The 20,222-nt window shown below is 49.5% G+C and carries 20 protein-coding genes and 2 tRNA genes; 10 read left to right on the top strand and 12 right to left on the bottom strand.

Features of this window, described 5'->3' with window-relative positions; genetic code table 11:
- Positions 1–100: 100 nt before the first annotated feature.
- Complete coding sequence (locus ACO6UX_RS12830) at positions 101–1,705, bottom strand: hypothetical protein (RefSeq protein ID WP_422448166.1); 1,605 nt, start codon at positions 1,703–1,705, stop codon at positions 101–103.
- Positions 1,706–1,786: 81 nt separating this feature from the next.
- Between ACO6UX_RS12830 and ACO6UX_RS12835 the strand changes: the two genes are divergently transcribed.
- Entirely contained in the window at positions 1,787–3,109 is a 1,323-nt protein-coding gene (locus tag ACO6UX_RS12835) for an MATE family efflux transporter (RefSeq protein ID WP_422448168.1), read from the top strand.
- A gap of 118 nt (positions 3,110–3,227) precedes the next feature.
- Here the strand turns inward: ACO6UX_RS12835 and ACO6UX_RS12840 are convergent, their stop codons facing one another.
- Positions 3,228–3,896, bottom strand: a complete 669-nt coding sequence (locus tag ACO6UX_RS12840; protein WP_422448170.1) for an RraA family protein — start codon at positions 3,894–3,896, stop codon at positions 3,228–3,230.
- Between the two features lie 58 nt (positions 3,897–3,954).
- Here ACO6UX_RS12840 and ACO6UX_RS12845 point away from each other — a divergent pair, with 58 nt between their 5' ends.
- The 5 genes from ACO6UX_RS12845 to ACO6UX_RS12865 all read left to right on the top strand — a co-directional run bounded on the left by ACO6UX_RS12845 (position 3,955) and on the right by ACO6UX_RS12865 (position 7,705).
- On the top strand, positions 3,955–4,284 hold the full coding sequence (locus tag ACO6UX_RS12845; RefSeq protein ID WP_422448172.1) for a hypothetical protein: 330 nt from the start codon (positions 3,955–3,957) through the stop codon (positions 4,282–4,284).
- 38 nt (positions 4,285–4,322) lie between these two features.
- Positions 4,323–5,432 (top strand): hypothetical protein, encoded by a 1,110-nt coding sequence (locus ACO6UX_RS12850; protein WP_422448174.1) that lies wholly within the window; start codon positions 4,323–4,325, stop codon positions 5,430–5,432.
- 98 nt (positions 5,433–5,530) lie between these two features.
- A complete protein-coding gene (locus ACO6UX_RS12855) occupies positions 5,531–6,313 on the top strand; it encodes a hypothetical protein (RefSeq protein WP_422448176.1) in 783 nt (260 codons plus the stop codon).
- Positions 6,314–6,665: 352 nt separating this feature from the next.
- Positions 6,666–7,391 (top strand): AzlC family ABC transporter permease, encoded by a 726-nt coding sequence (locus tag ACO6UX_RS12860; RefSeq protein WP_422448178.1) that lies wholly within the window; start codon positions 6,666–6,668, stop codon positions 7,389–7,391.
- Complete coding sequence (locus ACO6UX_RS12865; protein ID WP_422448180.1) at positions 7,391–7,705, top strand: AzlD domain-containing protein; 315 nt, start codon at positions 7,391–7,393, stop codon at positions 7,703–7,705. Before ACO6UX_RS12860 ends, ACO6UX_RS12865 begins: the two co-directional genes overlap by 1 nt.
- A 174-nt stretch (positions 7,706–7,879) precedes the next feature.
- Here ACO6UX_RS12865 and ACO6UX_RS12870 read toward each other — a convergent pair whose 3' ends face one another.
- From ACO6UX_RS12870 to ACO6UX_RS12915, 10 genes are all read right to left on the bottom strand, one after another.
- Positions 7,880–8,152, bottom strand: coding sequence for a hypothetical protein (locus tag ACO6UX_RS12870; protein WP_269674107.1), 273 nt, complete (start codon positions 8,150–8,152; stop codon positions 7,880–7,882).
- 7 nt (positions 8,153–8,159) lie between these two features.
- A complete protein-coding gene (locus ACO6UX_RS12875) occupies positions 8,160–9,308 on the bottom strand; it encodes a Na/Pi symporter (RefSeq protein ID WP_422448182.1) in 1,149 nt (382 codons plus the stop codon).
- Between the two features lie 204 nt (positions 9,309–9,512).
- The gene (locus ACO6UX_RS12880; RefSeq protein ID WP_422448184.1) at positions 9,513–9,962 is read right to left on the bottom strand and encodes an NfeD family protein; all 450 of its coding nucleotides are present in this window, start codon (positions 9,960–9,962) and stop codon (positions 9,513–9,515) included.
- Positions 9,962–10,888 carry an SPFH domain-containing protein gene (locus ACO6UX_RS12885; RefSeq protein WP_422448186.1) on the bottom strand — a complete coding sequence of 309 codons (927 nt, stop codon included), beginning with the start codon at positions 10,886–10,888 and terminating at the stop codon, positions 9,962–9,964. Before ACO6UX_RS12885 ends, ACO6UX_RS12880 begins: the two co-directional genes overlap by 1 nt.
- A gap of 211 nt (positions 10,889–11,099) precedes the next feature.
- The gene (locus tag ACO6UX_RS12890; RefSeq protein WP_422448188.1) at positions 11,100–11,807 is read right to left on the bottom strand and encodes a hypothetical protein; all 708 of its coding nucleotides are present in this window, start codon (positions 11,805–11,807) and stop codon (positions 11,100–11,102) included.
- A gap of 414 nt (positions 11,808–12,221) precedes the next feature.
- Positions 12,222–14,312, bottom strand: a complete 2,091-nt coding sequence (locus tag ACO6UX_RS12895) for a S9 family peptidase (protein ID WP_422448190.1) — start codon at positions 14,310–14,312, stop codon at positions 12,222–12,224.
- A 359-nt stretch (positions 14,313–14,671) separates the two neighbouring features.
- Positions 14,672–14,953 (bottom strand): sulfurtransferase complex subunit TusB, encoded by a 282-nt coding sequence (tusB, locus tag ACO6UX_RS12900; RefSeq protein WP_422448192.1) that lies wholly within the window; start codon positions 14,951–14,953, stop codon positions 14,672–14,674.
- On the bottom strand, positions 14,953–15,312 hold the full coding sequence (tusC, locus tag ACO6UX_RS12905; RefSeq protein WP_422448194.1) for a sulfurtransferase complex subunit TusC: 360 nt from the start codon (positions 15,310–15,312) through the stop codon (positions 14,953–14,955). Before tusC ends, tusB begins: the two co-directional genes overlap by 1 nt.
- A gap of 1 nt (position 15,313) precedes the next feature.
- The gene (tusD, locus tag ACO6UX_RS12910; protein ID WP_422448196.1) at positions 15,314–15,706 is read right to left on the bottom strand and encodes a sulfurtransferase complex subunit TusD; all 393 of its coding nucleotides are present in this window, start codon (positions 15,704–15,706) and stop codon (positions 15,314–15,316) included.
- Between the two features lie 88 nt (positions 15,707–15,794).
- Positions 15,795–16,466 carry a Bax inhibitor-1/YccA family protein gene (locus ACO6UX_RS12915; protein WP_209201278.1) on the bottom strand — a complete coding sequence of 224 codons (672 nt, stop codon included), beginning with the start codon at positions 16,464–16,466 and terminating at the stop codon, positions 15,795–15,797.
- Between the two features lie 384 nt (positions 16,467–16,850).
- Here ACO6UX_RS12915 and ACO6UX_RS12920 point away from each other — a divergent pair.
- The 4 genes from ACO6UX_RS12920 to ACO6UX_RS12935 all read left to right on the top strand — a co-directional run bounded on the left by ACO6UX_RS12920 (position 16,851) and on the right by ACO6UX_RS12935 (position 20,220).
- Positions 16,851–16,941 (top strand) — tRNA-Ser (locus tag ACO6UX_RS12920).
- Between the two features lie 47 nt (positions 16,942–16,988).
- Positions 16,989–17,079: transfer RNA gene (locus ACO6UX_RS12925), tRNA-Ser, on the top strand.
- A 220-nt stretch (positions 17,080–17,299) separates the two neighbouring features.
- Positions 17,300–18,925 (top strand): N-6 DNA methylase, encoded by a 1,626-nt coding sequence (locus ACO6UX_RS12930; protein ID WP_422448199.1) that lies wholly within the window; start codon positions 17,300–17,302, stop codon positions 18,923–18,925.
- On the top strand, positions 18,922–20,220 hold the full coding sequence (locus ACO6UX_RS12935; RefSeq protein WP_422448201.1) for a restriction endonuclease subunit S: 1,299 nt from the start codon (positions 18,922–18,924) through the stop codon (positions 20,218–20,220). Before ACO6UX_RS12930 ends, ACO6UX_RS12935 begins: the two co-directional genes overlap by 4 nt.
- Positions 20,221–20,222: the final 2 nt, after the last annotated feature.

The following is a 20,222-nucleotide window of genomic DNA, read 5'->3' on the forward strand; positions in this document are numbered from 1 at the left end:
AGGCTGGTCTTTAAAAGAAGCTGAAGGCTGGATCCACCCCAATCTTGTCTGCTAGACCTGATAAGGGGTATTTCCAAAATAAATTGCACATTTCAATGTCTCAAAAGTAACCGGAGGGCAGTTTGCCCTCATACTTTTCATTCCACAATCGTTGAGGATCTATACTCTGCGCCAAATGACAATCACGCTCACTGTGATGTTGCAACAGACGTATCAACTCTGATGCGAACTGCCTGATTGTTTCTGGTATGTTACTCAGCCCGGACTTTTCGACTTTTTTGAGATTTTCTTTAAAATGACACTCAGGGCAGATCAACGACGGGTTATCAGAGAACCAGATACAATTACCCGGCATCAATCCAGCCCGGGCGATTATTGATACAAACCATTTTATATCATTCATTTTTGAATAATCATCACACCACAATTGATGAAAGCAACTCATAGTTTCTAACTTTGTGGTCTTATGATCCCTGAACCAGTCTTGAAATGCTGTATAGCAAAGCTCAACATATTTGTTATGGTAAACATCCCCTATATACTTGTTAATACTATTGAACCGGGAACCCAACGCTGAATAACATCTACTATTCAAGCCAATAAAATTCACCAGATTAGCCCGCCTTTTATCGCCTAAATCTAATTCAAGATGAATGCCCATGTAGTTAACGTACAAATGTTCTAAATCCTTTTCTGCCAGAGCCATTGGAACAATCGGACTTTTTTCCATACGTACCCTTCCAACAGTCTGGTATTTAGTGAACTCTGCATAACTTCTATCCAGCAGTGCTCTTGTGTCAAACAGTTTGTTTAATTCCATATCATCCAGACAAGGGATATTCTCATCAGGCAAGCGCTGGAATGCGACCGATCTTACCAATTCACAGAATTCTTTTTTCAGTATTAAAACTTTGTTGATACCCAGTCGATCAATTCGTTCATGCATACAGCTTGAGTATTGTATATTCTCATCAAGTTGATTAATAACGTTAATCATATGTTCGTAATGGAACGAAAAATTAAGTTTGAAAAACTGATTCCGTGCCAATAAAGAACTTTGATTATCTTCTTCCCAATCATCCCAAAAGGGTAACAATAGCCCATAGAGATAGAGCTTCTTTTCTTCATCAGTCATTGAGCTTTGATTTTCAGAGATATATTTATCACACTGGTCCTTCACCGACTTCATTTGGCTGTGTGACTTCAGCATACTGGTCATAACATTTATTTTGAGGAAATCTTCCACGTTATCCTTATTTTCATTCGGCATTTCAGACATTAAAAAATCAACGGCTGAATGAACCGGAGCATCAATGATAATTTTCTCAACGGCCATTTTCACTAACGGCGATCGCTCCATAATCCGCAGGAACCCACTGAGCCATCTTAACAGGTTAATACTCAGGGGAAATTTGCACTGTTCCGGGCTAATAATGCACTCTCCATTGACAACAGCCCGTGACAATGCCATGACCTCAGCTGTGGTTAATAGTTGTCGGTTTTCAAGTGTTGATAAAAACTGCAGATTATCGGACACAGAACCTGATATTCTAATGCCAGTGATCGTTCTGTCTTGTATAGATCTGAACAAGGATACCGTGTTTTTGCGTTCAAAATGACTGGTGACCAATGGTTTATTGGCAACATCGGCAATGGCTTCTTGTAAATCCTGTACACATAGCGGTTTTGATGATGTTATGTTCATAATAATTTCAGGTTTCTGTGCGGTTTTTTATTGGACTTTTTTTTGCCCGATAGTTCATAAATGCTGGAGATATTTAGCTTAATGAAGCAAAGGCTTGCCACCATTTTTCAGTTAGGCGTACCCATCATGCTGGCCATGCTCTCCCAGAGCATGATCAACCTTGTTGATGCCGCACTGGTGGGTCCCCTGGGAGAAGGTGCCCTTGCCGCTGTGGGTGCTGGCAGCTATGCGAATTTTGTAGCGCTATCGTTGATGACCGGCCTTTCAGCGGCTGTCCAGGCTCAGGTTGCCCGCCGTGTTGGTGCAGGCCGTTTTGATGAATGTGCCATGCCAACCAATCATGGACTGATCATTGCCTTCTGCTTTGCCATGCCAGTCAGTATTATCCTGGTCATCACTTCCCCCTGGTTGCTGGCGTTATTTGATCAGGGATCTCCCACCTTTAAAGGGGACGCAACGGACTATTTTCAGATTCGGGTCATGGCCCTTACCGCAGCCGCCATGAACCTCTCATTTCGAGGTTTCTGGAACGGCATTGGTGAGCCAAACGGTTTTCTGAAACTGCTGGTCTGCACCCATATTTGCAATGTGATCTTCAGCTTTATCCTGATCTACGGAAAGCTTGGCCTGCCTGCCCTGGGCGTGCAGGGAGCGGCCCTGGGAACCTTGCTGTCCATGTACCTGGGAGCCTTGCTTAATTTCCGGATACTGAATAAGCGAGCCAGAAAATTCGGATTCCTGACGCACTGGAGAAATTGGCCGGCCTTAAAGCGCCTGGTTCTTCTGGCGATTCCTGACTCCCTGCAACAGACCCTGTTTGCCCTTGGCATGATGATGCTGTTTGCCATTGTTGCCCAATTAGGTATCCGTGAAATGGCCATCGCCCATGTGTTGATGAATACCTCCCTGATGCTGATACTGCCGGGTCTGGGTCTGGGCATGGCTGCCAATACCCTGGTCAGCCAGAGTCTGGGAGCCCGGGAGCCAGAGGTTGCCTGGCGCTGGGGGCAGGAAGTCATGTATACAGCCAGCGCCGTGTTACTGGTACTGAGCCTGCCGTTGATTTTTACCCCGGAGGCTGTGCTGTCGCTCTTTCTCCATGACCCTTCACTACTGGCAATGGGCTCAATCCCGATGCAGTTAACCGGCATAGGCATTGTTCTGGATGCGCCCTCCCTGGTCTTTATTCAGGCTTTACTGGGAGCGGGTGCCAACCGAACGGTGCTCTATATCCGATTTGTTGCACAGTGGCTGATTCTGTTGCCGCTGTGCTGGCTTATAGGCCCTGTTCTGGGGTTTGGACTTACCGCCGTCTGGTCAGTACCCATACTGCAGAGAATGATTACCTCCGTCAGCTTCCTGGTTGTCTGGCGCTCACGGCGCTGGAGTAAAGTACAGATTTAAGGAAGGCATTTTCCCGGTTAAACAGCAACTCATCCGATTCAGAGCTGCATTGTTCCAACCAGCAGCAAGCCGCTCAGGCAATATTCCGCCTTGAAGTGAGTTATGCACTGGTTGCACTTCACCCCTGGTCGACCGTAAATGTCAGTTCACTTTTTTCACCGGCCTCTATTTTTTGCCAGTGTTCATCGAAATTGATCAGGTCATACAGTGAAACCCCCTCCTGAAGCCTGGCAAGTACCCGTTCATCTCTGGCCTTAATCTCTTCAGCGACAGGAATCAAATGTGCTGCTTCTTCCAAAGATAAAACCAGTACCCCATCATCATCACCGAAGATAATCTCACCCGGACGAACCTCTACACCGCCACACTCAACAACCTCCCGGGTATGAAATATCCGTTTTGACGTGCCTGACATTGGGGTAAACGTGTGTGCATAAACCGGGAAATTCATTGCTCTTACCGATGCCGTATCACGAAAGGCCCCGTCAATAACAAAACCGGCAACCCCTTTGCGCATCGCTTCCGTTGATAACAGCTCCCCTGCCACGGCTAATACACTGCCCTGGGTCTCAATAACCATAACATCCCCGGATTGGGCTTCCTGAATTGACTTGATCACCGTGAGAAAGTCATTATGACAGTTCACGGTATAGGCAGATCCGATCAGCTTAAGCCCCGTCTGAAGCGGTCTTATTGCCGAGTTCATCACTCTCAGACGCTGGTCAGCATCCGCAAGATGGGATGTTTTCAAATCAGCCAGGCGGGAACGTATTTCGTTTAACTCCATGGGGAACCTCAGGTATACCGGGTTTACAGCTGACCTGACCACCAGACTCTGCCGGTAAGTGCTGTCAGATCACCAACACAGGAGACTGAAAAGCAGAGAAGCCGAGCTCAGTACAAAAATTGATGAACTGATCAATAAAGCCAGCCTGTCTGACCAACAGGAAGACGATACTTACAAAGAGGCCAATGATTATAGCATTCCCGAGGATTTACAGTTCACACAGGAACGCCTGAAAAAGATAAAAGCAGCAAATAAAGCACTGGAAAATTCGGGTTGGAAATTTATCAAAGCCGATTTTGTTTATGATGCTGAAGCAAAAATACTCACGCAGGAATGCCGTTCCTTCAGGGGCCAGAAGAGATCATCATCGCACTCCATCGACCGATAATAACAACTACTAATAAGTCGATATTGAGGAGCGTTCCCATGAACAGATTGTCAAGGGTCAGATGGGTCCTGCTGGTCAGTCTCTGCCTGGCCATCAAGGCTTTCAGTGCCGGTCACAGCGTCCATATCCAGATGAGCAAGAAGGCCGTTGAGTTGGTCTCTGACCCGGAGTTGAGGAGTATCCTGCAAGAGTACCAGGCGCAGTGGGTGATTGGTTCTGGCCTACCGGACGGTGGTTACCTGAATGGTTATCCTTATGCCGAGATCAGCCACTGGTCGAAATTCCATCGTTCCTATTTCTCCCGGGTCCAGAAAACCTGCCCTCCTGACAAGCTGCAGCTGGCAGAGTGTAAAAAACTGGTTTCCCATTTTATGGGGATGGTGGCTCATGGCTTTGAGGATGAAATTTATGACAATTTATTGATGAGTTTATCCGACGAGGTGGATGGGCGTGGGGGGGATCATCTGGCCACGTCCAAGGATACCATCGTCGACAAATACGCCCTGTACGATTACCAGGGAGCCTACGATGTGCATCCTACTGCGGTATCACCGCTGGATGTGGTTTATCAGGCGCTGCAACCACTGCTGAAATCGAGAGTACAACTTAGCCACCTTGAAGAAGGACAGGGTAATATTGTGGCAGCAGCCGTTTGGGAGCGGCAGCTGGTCAATCCGTTCAGCAATCTTATGGACAGCCGGTTATACCCATGGCTCCGGCAGAACTACCGGGACGGCATTGGCGGCATCAATTATACCGGGATCAGTGTTGCGAGGTTATGGGATTACTACTGGGCAAGGTTCAAGGGGCATGATCAGGTTGAGCCACATTTTACGGTGTATCCTGAGCCAGGGGGAACTATCGGCCTGAATAGCAATATTGGCCGTGGACGTTTTATGTTTATTGCTGATCGGCCACTTTCTTATTTTTACAGGGAGCTTGAGCTGCAAAAGTTGATGCTCGATGGCTCATGGCAGGAAATCGCCTCTAAAAATTACTATCGCCCTGATGGTTATCTCCACGCTGTTTTTCCGATTGGAGGTTTTGTCGCCGGGGAACAGTATCGGGTCAAAATGTCCTATTCCGTTGATGGACTTCATTTTGACCGGGAACTGATATGGAATGCCACCGCAGCAGGTATTCCCTGAATGGCGAGGAGTTTGTCAGATTTTTACGCAGTCGGTCAGTGGAAAATCTGAAAGTCTCCTAGACTGATATGTAATAAAAACATAACAGGGAAAGACTGATGACGTTGCCTCATCTTGACTCACAACAGGTATTACCCCCTTTCCAAGGGCCTTTGCTTCCCCCGGATCAAGTTTCAACTGACTCGCCAGGCAGCGTCGTTGTGGTACCGCCTTTAACCACTCCCCAGGATAATTTTACCGACATTGCCCAGGTTCCCTTGGAAAAGCGCACTATTAAGGTGAGCGATTACAATCTTGTCAATGAACAATCACCCTCCCGATTAAAAAAACTGGCATCCGCCATAAAAATCATTGGTGCTAATGTCATCAGGGCAGTTAATGACAGCGTAACCACCCGGCGACTGCTGCTCAGTGGCCTGTTGGGTGGTCTGGTGGGGCTGACATCCGGCGTCTTGCTGATGGCTTCGCTGACCGGGGGTCTCTCCATGGTTACCCTGATACCGTCACTCTCTATTTGCGCACCAGCGGCGGTGGTGGGGGCATTAGTGGGGACTGCCGGGGGAATGATCATGTTGGCAGGTTATGGTGTCGCCAAGGGGCTGGTGCGTTCAGCAGCCTACCTCTGGCGTTCGCCGGAACAGCGCTTTCTGCATGATTACCGGCAGGCGGCAAAAGAGTTGGAGTCGCTGGAAGAAGAGCGTGTCAACAACCGTCACATGCGCTCTGAAAAATATATGCGGATTGGCATATTAAGAGCTTATCTGGAGCCCCGGCGCGCTGAATGTCACCAGCTGTTGGTCGCAGGCAATGTCCCCGATAAAGTCTGGCGTCAATATGGCTTCCACTCGGGCAATAATATTCCTCCCTCTTCGATGGTTTGAGTCTATTCCCGAACAGCCTCCCGGGAGGCTGTACGAGCATTCCCTACTAGAAAACTATTTCCCCTTTATTCAAGGGCTTATCTACCTGTTGCAGGCAACTGCTGACGCCAGAATCCACGCTTACTGCGGGAAGCTTGTGCCTTGCATCTCCGGTGATGTTTTTTGTACGATGCTCTTGCTCTGGCGAACAAGAATGAAAACAGTGGTTACTGTGTCACGGTATTCCGCCCCTTGAATGGACTTTTTTACAACCATCACAAACTATTCTTCTTACCGAATGTCTAAACTGTTCAAGATTGTAAGATTCCAGAATCTTCAGTTATGAGGATGAATTGTTAAGGAAGTGTGTTGTATGTCTCAGGCTGAAATTGTTCACCACTCGAGCAACGATGAAAAAGTCAGGGCTTTTTTCAAGGGTGCCGCAGCTATTATTCCGCTGACTGTCGCGGTCCTGCCCTGGGGTATCCTGACCGGATCTCTGGCTATTGAGTCGGGCTTTGACCCGGTTCAGAGCCAGGCACTGTCAGGCATTATTTTCGCCGGTGCCGTTCAGCTGGCCATTATGGGCATGATCCAGGCCGGCGTGGGTTTGGGCAGCATTCTGATTTCAGCCCTGCTTATTACCTCCCGCCACTTCCTTTACTCCATGGTGATGCGGAAGAACATCAGCCCACTGCCGCTCAAATGGCGTCTCGCCCTGGGCTTCCTGTTAACCGATGAACTGTTCGCCATTGCCAACCCCGGTCAGCTGAAACGCTTTGACCGCTGGTACGCACTGGGAGGAGGGTTATGCTTTTATCTTGGCTGGAATCTTGCCACCCTTGGCGGCATCATCGCTGGCGCAAGCTTTGAAAATCTTGATGCCCTCGGACTGGATTTCGCCATTGCCGCCACATTCATCGCCCTTGTTATCCCTAGCATCAAAAATGCCCCGGTACTGGTCTGTGTGCTCACTGCGCTGGTGACATCGGTCATTTGCCAGGTCATGCAGATTCAGGTCGGCCTGCTGATCTCAGCCCCCCTGGCCATGGTGGCTGGTTTTGTCTGCGCCAAAGCCACTGACAGAGGAGAAAGCTAATGAATACCTGGGTTATTCTGTTCATCGTAGCGGCCCTGGTTTTTGGCAGCCGCTTCCTCCTGATGGAGCCATGGCTCCCCCTCAAACTCAGTGACACGGTTCAGCAGGTATTGAGTTTTTCCGCCCCCGCCGTGCTGACCGCCATTGCGGCACCGATTGTCTTTATTCGTGAGGATCAGCTCAGTCTGTCCATGGGCAACCATTATCTGATTGCCGGCATTATCGTAGTATTTCTTGCCCTGATGACCAGGAACACATTACTGACCGTCATCCTGGGTATGCTTTCATTTCTGCTGCTAAGACATGTGCTGTAAATACGGGAAGCCTTCGGTCTGTCTACTTCCCGCTCAGGAATTCTCCTTCAGGGATGGGACTTTTTCGGGGGAACACTTATGTATAAATTACTTTGGCAGGGGTTATTGATCAGGTCAAAAATAAAGCCAGCAAATAATCACTGGCTTTATTTTCACGGCTATTGGCATGCCCCGCTACTTTTTACCGGAGCCTGTTATCGAACTCATCAGGTTAGACACTGACTTTTTAAAGTCTTCAATGGCCGAAACACCCAGCTTTTTAACATCCACCAGGTGTGGCTCTGCCTTGTCCAGGTACTCATCAAGATGATCGACTTCTTCATGCTGCATATCCTGCCGCTCAGCCTCCAGCTCTTGCTCAAGGCGTTTCAGGGTTGCCTTGACCTCTTTGATTTGAGCCTTTAACTCCTTCTTGTGAGCCTTGTATTCCTTGAGTGTTGTCATCATGTCCTCCTCAGGCAGTTATCGCGATCAGGATAGCAGGTAGAATGAAAAAGACACCTACCACATAGGCCAGCACCATCCATTTATTCCGGCTGGCCACCAGGGCAAAACGACGGGCAAGCCTTGGTGGTATATTACGAAGGAATGGAAGATTGTAAATCAACAGTACGGCTGACACATTAAACAACAGATGGACAACTGCTATCTGCAGAGCAAAGAATCCCATGGCTCCTTGGACTGCTGTCGCCGCCAGCAAGGCTGTGACCGTAGTGCCGATATTGGATCCCAGGGTAAATGGATATATCTCCTTGAGCTTGAAGATGCCATTCCCGGCAAGAGGTACGATCAGACTGGTACAGGTTGAGGATGATTGAACGGCAATGGTCATCATCATGCCGGAGAAAATACCCGTAGCAGGTCCCTGCCCAACGGCTTTGTGCATAATCTGCTTGGCTTTACCCACCATCAGATGCTTAAGCAGTTTGCCAAGATAGATAATGGAGATAAAAATAAAAGCCAGCCCTGTCAACGCCAGGCAGACACCGGCCCACAGGTCTGGCAAAGAGCCATAGGCTCCCTTGAACAGGTCTACAGCAGGCCCTGTAAGCACCTTAACAAAGTTCAAACCTTTGATACTGACAGAGTCGCCGCCAACCAGCAGTCCGGCCAGAAAATCAGACGACTTTGACAGGAACCCTGTCATGATCTCCAGCGGTAGAAAAATAATAACCGCCATCAGATTGAAAAAGTCATGAACGGTAGCCGCAGAAAACGCACGACGAAACTCTTTTTTCTTACCGATGTGGCCCATACTGACCAGCGTATTGGTCACAGTGGTACCAATATTGGCCCCCATAATCATCGGGATGGCGGTGGCAACCGGAAGACCTCCGGCAACAAGGCCAACAATCACCGAGGTCACGGTACTGGATGACTGAACAACCGCGGTTGCCAGTGCACCTGCCACCAGCCCCATCACCGGGTTGGTGGCAAAAGCAAATAACTGTCGGGCACCATCAGCACCACCAGAAGCCCACTTAAAGCCAGAACCTATCATCCCGACAGCGACCAGCAATAGGTAGATCATCAGCGCAACAAATAGCCACTGAACAACCTGACCTTTCGATTGCGTCGACTCGGCTGTATAACTGGGTTGCATTTGAACATCCTGCAAGGTGAATAAACTCGACTATCCAGAAATAACACTGGATGTCACGGCATCAAACTGGATTACCGAAAAAACGATTGTTCCATTGAAGGGGGACAAGCATAAAGAAACTGTAAAGGAGTCTCAAGCCTGTCCCGGAGAGAATTGAAATAAGAAAGCCAGTGTCGGTTACTCCAACATTCCGGTGTCAAATAATCAGACCAGCTCTCTGACCAGTAACATCATCCCCTGGTTGCCCGTTACCGAGACTTTGCTCCCTTTAGCGACAGATCTGTCCGATTCCACCTTCCAGAGGGTATCGCCAATGGCAAGTTTGCTCTGCCCGGCTGGCAAGTCATGCTCAAGTACAATGGTCCGGCCTATTAACTGCGATGCCCGATTATTTAATTCGGGGCTGTCACTCTTGTTGTTCACCTTACGGAACAGCTTCCAGTATGCCAGTGAGAACAACAAACTGCCGGTACCAAACATCACCAGCTGAATGGGCCAGCTTGTATCAGGCACCAGCCAGAGCCACAAAGCGACAACCGCAGCAGCAGCGGCACTGCCCAGCAGGAAACCACCCGCACCCAGCGCCTCTGCGCCAAGAAGCATAAAGAGCAGAATCAACCAGTGCCAGGGTTCCAGGGTAATAGCAATAGCCATCAGGCCTCCTTCTCACTTCCCTTTTTAAGAGTGGCCTCTCCCACCAGCTCCTTGATACCGGCGATTGAGCCAATCAGACTACCAGCCTCCAGAGGCATCATGATCACTTTATTATTCTCGGCAGAGGCAACATCCTTCAGAGCTTCTACGTATTTCTGGGCAACAAAATAGTTGATTGCCCGATGATCACCTTCTGCAATCGCCTTGGACACCATAGACGTTGCCACCGCCTCGGCTTCTGCCAGACGTTCCCGGGCTTCCGCTTCCCGCCTGGCGGCTTCAAGCTCACCTTCCGCCTTAAGGATCTGCGCCTGCTTTTCACCCTCGGCTACTTTAATGGCCGCTTCGCGGGCACCTTCCGCCTCAAGGATCTGGGCGCGTTTATCCCGCTCAGCCTTCATCTGCCTGGCCATGGCTTCCACCAGGTCCGCAGGCGGGGCAATATCACGCAACTCAATACGGGTCACCTTCAAGCCCCAGGGATCGGTGGCTTCATCCACTTTGATCAGCAGGCGTTCATTAATTCGATCCCGGTTGGACAGCATTTCATCCAGTTCCATGGACCCTAATACCGCCCGGATATTGGTCATCACCAGGTTTTTCATGGCACGATCAAGATCGTTCACCTCATAGGAGGCTTTGACCGCATCCTGGACCAGGTAGAAACAGACTGCATCCGTGGTCACCTGAGCGTTATCGGCACTGATCACCTCCTGGGGCGGGATGTCCAGAACCTGCTCCATCATGTTCATTTTTTTACCAACCGTATCAATCACCGGCACAATCACATGCAGCCCGGGCGTTAACGTACTGGTGTATTTGCCAAATCGCTCGACGGTGTAGTTATACCCCTGGGGGACAATTCGTACACCGGTTGATATAAGAACAGCAATAAGGACAACAAACACAATTGCTGTGATTTCCATACCCATAGAAGGCTCCTGTTTACTGACTTTATTTATTCTGACGCGAAGTCCGACTTATGTCATCTCATAAGCCATGACTGCATCCTGGTCTCAAACCAATTGCAAATAGCCGGTGACAATCAGGCCTGAAAAAGAGTTTATCATCATATTTTTGACCTATGCGTTAAAAGTCGTGGTTTTTATATTGGTATGTATTGTTGCGAAACCTCTTTTAACGCTCCCTTCGTTGCCCCCTTATCCGCTCCCTTATGCGCGCCCTTTCCCGCGCTGCGAAAGCGGGATCATTCTGGTAGCGTTCCCTTCGGCGAGCCCTCTGGCGTGCCTTTTTTCGCTCGACGCCATCGGGGTCATTCTGGCAGCGCTCCCTTTCGCGCGCTGCGTAAACGGGATCATTCTGGTAGCGTTCCCTTCGGCGAGCTCTCTGGCGTGCCTTTTTGCGCTCGACGCCATCGGGGTCATTCTGACAGCGCTCCCTTTCGCGTTCCCTGTCGCGCTCCCTTTTTCGCCTGGCGAATGCAGGATCTTTGCGAAGCATCCTCAGACGCTCCCTTTCGCGCGCTGCGTAAACGGGATCATTCTGGTAGCGCGCCCTTCGGCGCGTCCTTCGACGTTCCTTTTCGAGCTCAGCGTATTCGGGGTCATTCTGGTTGTTGTTGACAACGGATGAGATTTGCGGGGTTGATTGATCTGTATCTGTCGGAGGCTGAATCAGAAAACACTGATTTTCAGGAATATCTGTGTGGGCATGATCATTATTTAACGATTCGATTCTGACTGGTAAGTAAAATAGTTGATCTTCTTTATTAATATTATCAACGCTGGCTATCGACCTTTTTTCCAGCCGGGTAGCATCAACTGGATTATGAAAAGGCACCGTCGATTGCTGAAGGCACTTTTTAGCAGTTTCAGCTGTACGCATAGCACATAGAATAACAGCAGCTTCTATGATGTCCCGGGAGAAGGCCGCACCTGATGCATGAGATTTGGAAAAAGGAGTACCCTGCAAACAGGATAAATGATCAGAAGCTGCATTTAATTGAGCAAAGGTAGCAGGTCTTTCCATTGAATTACAGAATTGTTGAGTTTACCTTAAGACCATTCTTTCTTATAAAAGTTCATCCCTGAAATACTCTGTCTAATATTTATTCAGTAGTGGGTTAAAAGCCTGTTCGGGCATGAATATCACCCCCCGAATATGACTTGTTGATCAAAAGGCCAGCAACCATATAGTTAGTGCATTTTGTACCTTGCTGGCCAATTAATCTGTGTTCTCAAGACCGGGAGGCTGTCCGAGAACAATGACAGATTCACATAATAAATCCGTCGATCAAGGCTACTTCATGCCAAAACACTTGAGGATAAAGGCATAGTTAAACGCTTCTTCATCAATCCATTCATAACGCTTGCTGGCACCCGCATGGCCTGCGTGCATATTCATGTTCAGTAGCAGCAGGTTTTCGTCGGTTTTTAATGCCCTTAAACGTGCCACCATCTTGGCCGGTTCCCAGTAGGTGACCTGCTCATCGGATATCCCGGAGTTAAACAACATCGGAGGATAATCCCTGGCCTGCACATTGTCATAAGGCGAGTACTGCATAATGTAATCAAAGTCGTCGGCACTGGTGACCGGGTTGCCCCACTCTTCCCATTCCGGTGGCGTCAATGGCAAGGATGCATCACTGATGGTGTTAATAACATCAACAAAAGGTACATCGGCCACCACGCAACCAAACAGATCCGGACGCAGGTTGGTCACCGCTCCCATTAACAGGCCACCGGCACTGCCACCATTAATGGCAATCTGCCCTTTATCGGTATAACCCTGTTTGACCAGATACTCCGTAGCATCAATAAAGTCATTGAAGGTATTCATCTTATGACGCATTTTGCCATTGAGATACCACTGATAGCCCTTTTCATCTCCGCCACGAATATGAGCCGTTGCATAAACGAACCCACGATCCACCAGGCTGAAGAGCCTGGATGAAAAACCAGCGGTCATGCCATAACCGTAGGAACCGTAACCGTAAACCAGGGCACGATGGGAGCCATCCTTTACCAGACCTTTGTTATGAATAATGGTGACCGGAATACGCTCACCGTCCCGGGCGGTGGCATACTCCCGCCTGACCTCATATTTTTCCGGGTCAAAGCTGGGTGTTTCCCGGGTATAGACCGCTGTGGTTTGCACGGTCTTCAGATCCAACTCAAGAACGGTACTGGGCATAACCGGTGAGGAGTAATCCAGCCGGACGGTTGTAGCGTTATGATCCCAGTCACCGGAAAAATCCAGTTCATAGGCTTCGTCAGGCATGGATACCCTCTGCCGGGTACCGGATACCATATCCTGTACCACCAGCTCATCCAGCGCTTTGTCGTTATTTTTCTGCTCAATAATCAGGTAATGATTGTAGAAATGAATATCGGTGAGGCTGAGCGTGTTGCTTTCCGCCTGAATCAGATGCCAATGCTTCTGCTGCCACTGGTTTACCGATGTCTTATACAGCTGGAAGTTATTGGCACCATGAAGATTGGTGAGAATATAGAAGTCATCACTGTCGCCATCAAGATAGTGATCAAGGCTGAACACCACATCATCAGTGCCATGGGCAAACAGACGGAAATCGATCGCCGCGCGGGGAGAAACATAAACCACCTGACTGGAGCCACTGTTGAGATACACCATAACGTATTCACGGTCTGTGGTTTCTGCCAGCGAAAGAAACATCCCGTCAAACTCATCAGGTTTGGAGAACACCAGCGCTTTCTTTTCCGGTCCCTGATGGATATTGATTTTATAGACATGTTTACCACGGGCCTGCTCATCACGCTCCACCACCAGAAGGTGCTCATCATCTATCCAGAGTATGGAGCCGGTACTGTTATGGTAGATCCACTCACTGTCCTGCCCACTCGCCAGATTCCGAACCCGAATGCTTCGCTCCATGGAGCCGGTGAGATTATAACCATAAGCAAGAAAAGTATTTGCCCGGTTGGTGATGGACGGGCCAAACATATAGAGGTCCTTGCCATCTGCCTCCTGGTTAACGTCCATATAAACCACTTCAGGCAGATCCATCGAGCCATGGCGACGACAGAGAATAGGATAGTTCTTCCCCTTCTCTTCACGGTAATAATAGAGAAAATCTCCCTTTTTAACCGGCCAGGACTGATAGTCTTCTTTTATCCGGGACAGAATTTCCTGATAAAGCTGCTCCTGAACGACCTTGCTGTCTTTCATTTGGGCATCTTTATAATCACTTTCAGCGTTAAGATAGGCCAGCACCTCCGGGTTTTTAAAATCCAGATCGCCTGCCACAATCTTCTGCCAGTGCTCATCCCGCAACCAGTGGTACTCATCGATACGGGTCTGGTCGTGCTGAATAATGGAGTGTGGAATTTTTTGAGCGACCGGTGCTTTCAAAGGGATCTCCTCAGAGGCAGATAATGTCAAAGCCAGTGTCAGTAAACACAATAAAACAGTTTGCCAGCATACCACGGCCTATGGTGAAAAAACTCAACAGTTAAAAGCAAATGAGTTTGATGCTTACAATCTCCGTTCACCCTGAGCGGAGTCGAAGGGTGATTGGCACAGTCTTTATTAAGGGTATTGTTGAATGCCTTTCGTCCGTGCATCCTGAGCGGAGCCGAAGGACGCTCAGGGTGAACGGCGTTTGGATGTCAATGGAAGAGGCCCATCAATTACATTGAAGCCGTCCACCAGTTAACGGCGATATAGAGAGACAGGGAGAAAGCATAAAATATATGATTGGATAATATCATTCAAAACCACGACAACACTTTCTCATTATCAATACATAATGAAACAAAGCGATCATAGTTGATGACTTCAAACGGCGCAGACACCACCACCCCGCGGGCCTTTGCATCAATATCCAGCACATAAACAGCGCAGCCATCCGGCAGAGCATTCAACCGGCTTGCCGGTGACAGCAGTTCATAAACAGCGTCTTCAATCAACAACACAGAATCGCCGCTGACAACAGCACGAACACAGAGAGCCATCGCCTGACCAGGCTTATTAACGGTATGCAGCGTACTCATCAGAAATTAAACACCCTGGAATGCTGTTGGATAAACAGAGACAACTCGCCCCCGGCAAGCACTGCCACCCCTGCCTGAAGCGCATCAGGACTGATACCCCGTTCCTCCAGAGACTGCTGATCCACATAAATGGTATCTATGCCATACAGAGGCAGCACCTGAAGCATGGCAGCAAGATTCTTACGGGGAATGTCACCGGCCTCCTGCCCTTGCAATAACTGATAGACCCCATCGCCCATCAGTAAAAGGCTGGTCTCAATATCATAAGAAGCGGATACCAGTGCCGTATCAAGCGCCTCACGGGCCGACTGTCCACTGTAAGGAGCCCGGCTGGAAATAACACACACAGAATGACTCATCTCAGGCTCCAAAGGTGATCAGGCGATCGGCCATCAGTGCGCCATCAAGCAACTGCCCCAGACCGGAAAGCTCATACCCCTTGCGGAGATTATGACCAGGCAGATCATAACGGTAAGATTCTGCCTGATCCACAATACCCCGCCTTAATGCCGCCGCAATACAAACCACGGCATCCAGATTATGCGCCTGGATAAACTGCTGCCACTCTTCAGGAAGGTTGGACTCATCCTGAGGTGGCTGGGCAATGGCGGTCGCCGTATTCACCCCATCCTGATAAAAAAACAACCGGACAATTTCATGCCCCCCGGCCACCACCGCCCGGGCAAAGTGCAATGCACTTTGTGGTGCCTGACTGTTGGCCGGAGCGCCATACACGGCCAGTGCAAACTTCATAACAATAACCTTGCGTTAACAGGAAAAAAATAGCCAAACAAAAAAAGCCCCACCAAATGGCGGGGCCCGCTAAAAGCAAAATCAAACATCAGTCGTCACTACTGGCACCCAGCAGGTGGAGCAGCGCAGTGAACAGGTTATAAATATCCAGGTAAAGGGAGACAGTGGCACGGATATAGTTAGTCTCACCACCATGGATAATGCGGCTGGTGTCAAACAGGATAAAACCGGACATCAGCAGTACAATCAGGGCAGACAGCGCCATGCTGGCAGCAGGGATATTAAAGAAGATCAGGGCAATACTGGCGACCACAGCGACAATCAGGCCAACCATCAGGAAGCCACCCATGAAGGAAAAATCTTTGCGAGTGGTCAAAACATAGCCAGAGAGGGCAAAGAACACCACGGCAGTTCCACCCAGGGCCTGCATGATCAGGGATGGACCATTGGCCATACCCAGGTAATGGTTAAGCATTGGCCCCAGGGCGGCACCCAGCACACCGGTAAAGGCAAAAACAGCGACAATACCCTTGGCAGAATCAGCGGTCTTGTTAACCACGAACAGCAGGCCAAAACCGACCAGAGAGAGAACCAGTGCCGTCATCTGGCTGATCTGCAGAGCCATGGCAACACCGGCGGTGACAGCACTGAATAGCAGAGTCATGCCCAGCAACATATAGGTATTGCGAAGAACCTTATTGATTTCAACGCCTGCACCCAGGCTGGTAGAAGCAGCGGTCATTACAGGTTTGCGATCCATCTTTGTCATTCCTCTATATAGATGTAATACCAGTCATTATATCAGACCAATTTACTGGGGCTATAGTTTTAACAATTCCTGACATTTTGCCTCCTAGTACATGGTTTCAATGAGTTTGACGTGTACAACCTCCGTTCACCCTGAGCGGAGTCGAAGGGTGCTTGGCACGATCTATCAGAGTCCGGAGTTTCCGCCCTTCGACAAGCTCAGGACGAACGGAGTGCGGAGGCACGACAACCCGTCAAACTCATTGAAACCATGTACTACATGTACTAGATGCTATCTACTATTTTTCAAATTTCCTGAGCTGGGAGCATAGAAAAAGATTACCGTTTATCAAGGCGTTGACAGAATTCTGATTTCAGGTACTATTCCTCTCGTCGCGGAGGGATGGCTGAGCGGTTGAAAGCACCGGTCTTGAAAACCGGCGAGGGTTAATAGCCCTCCCAGGGTTCGAATCCCTGTCCCTCCGCCATATCAGCACTCTTTTCTTTCATTCTTCGTGACAGAAAAATCATCCTTGGAGGGATGGCTGAGCGGTTGAAAGCACTGGTCTTGAAAACCAGCGAAGGTTAATAGCCTTCCCAGGGTTCGAATCCCTGTCCCTCCGCCACTTCTTAATTCCCCGGCTTTATCAGTCATAACCTTCTGAATTGCAAGACCTCTTCACCCCCCATCACTGTACACCACCCTATCTCGCTATATGTTTTACCCCCCCTATACCACTGAAACCCCCTTTACGGTAACCTAACGACCATTTACTACTAATGGGCCGACAGAAGCACCAGGTTAACAACCCCCCCGCTTGCCCGCCCCGCCACCGGTTACCCTTTATGTCGCAAAAACTCACCCTCGAAACCCTGGAATCCTGGCTCTGGGAGTCCGCCAATATCATGCGCGGCTCCATCGACAGCTCCGACTTCAAGAACTACATCTTCGGCCTGATCTTCCTCAAGCGGCTGAACGATGTATTTGAGGAGCGTGTCGCCGCCATCATGGACGATGAAGACTGCACCCGTTCAGAGGCCATGGCGATTGAAGAGGAAGAAGGTGACTACTTTGTGCCGCTGAATGCCCGCTGGGATTACATTATTGAGCGCACCGAGAATATCGGCGAGGTGATCGACGAAGCCTTTGGTGATATTGAAGCCCGCAACAGCTACCTGGAAGGTGTGCTCACCGCCATTCAGTTTGGTGATAAAGCCAAGCTTGGCGATGATTTGCTGGCCCGTCTGCTGCGCCATTTCAACCGCTACAATCTGGGCAACCAGCACCTGTACAAGGCCGATATGCTGGGCGATGCCTACGAATACCTGATCAAACAGTTTGCCGACGATGCCGGTAAAAAAGGCGGCGAGTTTTATACCCCGAAGCCGGTCGTGCAGCTGCTGGTGAGGCTGCTGGACCCACAGCCCGGCCACACGGTGTACGACCCCACCTTTGGCAGCGGCGGTATGCTGGTGGAGAGCGCCCACCATGTGGCCGAACTGCCCGGCGGCCAGATCATGGGGCGGCCGAACGTGGCGCTCTACGGTCAGGAGCGCAACCTGGGCACCTGGGCCATCGGCAAGCTGAACCTCTACCTGCACAATATGAACGCCGACCTGCGCCGGGGTAATACCCTGGTGGAGCCGCTGCACCTGGAACAGGACAGTGTGCGTGTATTCGACCGGGTGATTGCCAACCCGCCGTTTTCCGCCAAACAGTGGTGGACGCCGCTGGAAGTCAACCTGAAAACCAAAGTGGGCAAAGACGGCAAAGAGAAAGAGGTGGCCCCCAACTACAAGAAAGAGGTCTACGACCGTTACGGACGCTTCGGTTACGGCATCCCGCCCCGTGGCTATGCCGACCTGGCCTTTGTCCAGCACATGCTGGCCAGTCTGAAAGACGATGGTCGTATGGCGGTGGTACTGCCCCACGGCGTGCTGTTCCGTGGCGGTGAGGAGGGCAAGATTCGCCAGGGCTTGCTGAAAGGCACCAGCGAGCAGCCCGGTGACCGTATTGAGACGGTGATCGGCCTGCCGGAGGCGCTGTTCTATAACACCGGTATTCCTGCCTGTGTGTTGGTTATCAATAAACAGAAGCCCGCCAACCTTAAGGACAAGGTGATCTTTATTGATGCCAGCGGTGAGTTTGCCGAGGGCAAGAACCAGAACAGTTTGCGGGTGCAGGATATTGACCGTATTGATGAGGCGCATAGTGCGGCTTTTCATAATGGTGTGGAGGAGGAGAAATATTGTCGTCTGGTGTCGATGGGTGAGATTGCTGGTAATGATTACAACTTGAATATTGCGCGGTATATCGATACTTCGGTGGCGGAGGTGCCGGTGGATATTGGTGCGGTGCTTGGGCGGTTGGCAGTTATCAGTGAGCAGTTGGCAGAGGTGGATGCACAGTTGGATGGGTATTTGGCTGAGTTGGGGCTTTTGGCTACGGCGGATATGGAGCTGGTGTCATGACAGTGAACCGTCTCTCAAGCAAACCCATAGATTTCGTAGTGCAAGACTGGGACGTGGTACCGATTCGCACCTTTGTGAAAGAATTAATCTCTGGCACCAGTGTAAACTCCGAAAACCGACAAAAGTCTCAGAATGAAAAGGGTGTGTTAAAAACCAGTGCTGTCGGTCACGGCAGATTTTACGCAGGCGAACATAAAGCTGTTCTTATTGACGAGGAAGGGCGGTTAAAAAATTCCGTAATTGCAAGTCGTATAATCATTAGCAGAATGAATACACCGAATCTGGTGGGTGAATCAGGCTATGTGGATGCGACCTACTCAGATTTGTTTCTCCCAGATCGCCTTTGGATGACCGAACCCTCAGAAGTTAAACACTGCACCAAGTGGTTAGCTTATTGCCTGCAATTCCCGCCAATTAAACAGACGATACAGGCATCAGCATCAGGTACAAGCAATTCGATGAAAAATATCTCAAAAGATAATTTTTTATCGACTGAAGTACCTATGCCCCCACTCCCCGAACAGAAAAAAATCGCCCGCATCCTGTCGTCCGTCGATAGCAAGCTGGCCCTGATCGACCAGCAGATCACCACCACCCAAACCCTGAAAAAGGGGTTGATGCAGAAGCTGTATACCCAGGGTGTCGGCACCCAGGATGCTGATGGCCGGTGGCAGCCTCATACCGAGTTTCAGGAAACGGAGATGAAACTTGTAGAGAATGGTCTGATTAGTAAGACAGCCAGCAGAATCCCTGATGGCTGGAAACCCCTTAAATTGGGAGATATTTTCAGCGTTAAAAGCGGTGATTTCCTGCCCAAGAATAAAATGGAGCCAGGAACTGTGCCAGTTTACGGTGGAAATGGTATTTCCGGTTATCATGCCCAAGCTAACACTCAAGGACCAAAGCTAATTATTGGTAGGGTTGGTGCGTATTGCGGAGCGGTTTATTTGTCAGGAAGCAATTCTTGGATCACTGATAATGCGCTTTTTATCAATGAAAAACATCAATCATTCGATGATAAGTTTGGACTCTTCCTTTTGGAGCACTTAAATTTGAATTCCTATGCGGCCCAGAGTGCCCAACCACTTATATCCGGTAAGTTATTATTGGAAATTAAAGCAAATCTTCCCCCTCTTCCCGAACAACAAGAAATCGCCCGTATCCTTTCAACTGTTGACCATAAGCTTGATCACCTGAAATCCAAAAAAACCCAAACCCAACAACTAAAAAAAGGCCTGATGCAAAAGCTCCTGACCGGCCAAATCCGCGTGCAGCCGGACCCGCAGGATAACTGATC

Origin of the sequence: Endozoicomonas sp. ALB091 (genome assembly GCF_049310265.1) — a bacterium.
In the GTDB taxonomy this organism is placed as follows: domain Bacteria; phylum Pseudomonadota; class Gammaproteobacteria; order Pseudomonadales; family Endozoicomonadaceae; genus Endozoicomonas.

Coding starts and splice junctions, on each gene's coding strand:
- ACO6UX_RS12830 (WP_422448166.1), bottom strand. CDS start 1,705: ATGAACATAACATCATCAAAACCGCTATGTGTACAGGATTTACAAGAA.
- ACO6UX_RS12835 (WP_422448168.1), top strand. CDS start 1,787: ATGAAGCAAAGGCTTGCCACCATTTTTCAGTTAGGCGTACCCATCATG.
- ACO6UX_RS12840 (WP_422448170.1), bottom strand. CDS start 3,896: ATGGAGTTAAACGAAATACGTTCCCGCCTGGCTGATTTGAAAACATCC.
- ACO6UX_RS12850 (WP_422448174.1), top strand. CDS start 4,323: ATGAACAGATTGTCAAGGGTCAGATGGGTCCTGCTGGTCAGTCTCTGC.
- ACO6UX_RS12855 (WP_422448176.1), top strand. CDS start 5,531: ATGACGTTGCCTCATCTTGACTCACAACAGGTATTACCCCCTTTCCAA.
- ACO6UX_RS12860 (WP_422448178.1), top strand. CDS start 6,666: ATGTCTCAGGCTGAAATTGTTCACCACTCGAGCAACGATGAAAAAGTC.
- ACO6UX_RS12865 (WP_422448180.1), top strand. CDS start 7,391: ATGAATACCTGGGTTATTCTGTTCATCGTAGCGGCCCTGGTTTTTGGC.
- ACO6UX_RS12870 (WP_269674107.1), bottom strand. CDS start 8,152: ATGATGACAACACTCAAGGAATACAAGGCTCACAAGAAGGAGTTAAAG.
- ACO6UX_RS12875 (WP_422448182.1), bottom strand. CDS start 9,308: ATGCAACCCAGTTATACAGCCGAGTCGACGCAATCGAAAGGTCAGGTT.
- ACO6UX_RS12880 (WP_422448184.1), bottom strand. CDS start 9,962: ATGGCTATTGCTATTACCCTGGAACCCTGGCACTGGTTGATTCTGCTC.
- ACO6UX_RS12885 (WP_422448186.1), bottom strand. CDS start 10,888: ATGGAAATCACAGCAATTGTGTTTGTTGTCCTTATTGCTGTTCTTATA.
- ACO6UX_RS12890 (WP_422448188.1), bottom strand. CDS start 11,807: ATGCGTACAGCTGAAACTGCTAAAAAGTGCCTTCAGCAATCGACGGTG.
- tusB (WP_422448192.1), bottom strand. CDS start 14,953: ATGAGTACGCTGCATACCGTTAATAAGCCTGGTCAGGCGATGGCTCTC.
- tusC (WP_422448194.1), bottom strand. CDS start 15,312: ATGAGTCATTCTGTGTGTGTTATTTCCAGCCGGGCTCCTTACAGTGGA.
- tusD (WP_422448196.1), bottom strand. CDS start 15,706: ATGAAGTTTGCACTGGCCGTGTATGGCGCTCCGGCCAACAGTCAGGCA.
- ACO6UX_RS12915 (WP_209201278.1), bottom strand. CDS start 16,466: ATGGATCGCAAACCTGTAATGACCGCTGCTTCTACCAGCCTGGGTGCA.
- ACO6UX_RS12930 (WP_422448199.1), top strand. CDS start 17,300: ATGTCGCAAAAACTCACCCTCGAAACCCTGGAATCCTGGCTCTGGGAG.
- ACO6UX_RS12935 (WP_422448201.1), top strand. CDS start 18,922: ATGACAGTGAACCGTCTCTCAAGCAAACCCATAGATTTCGTAGTGCAA.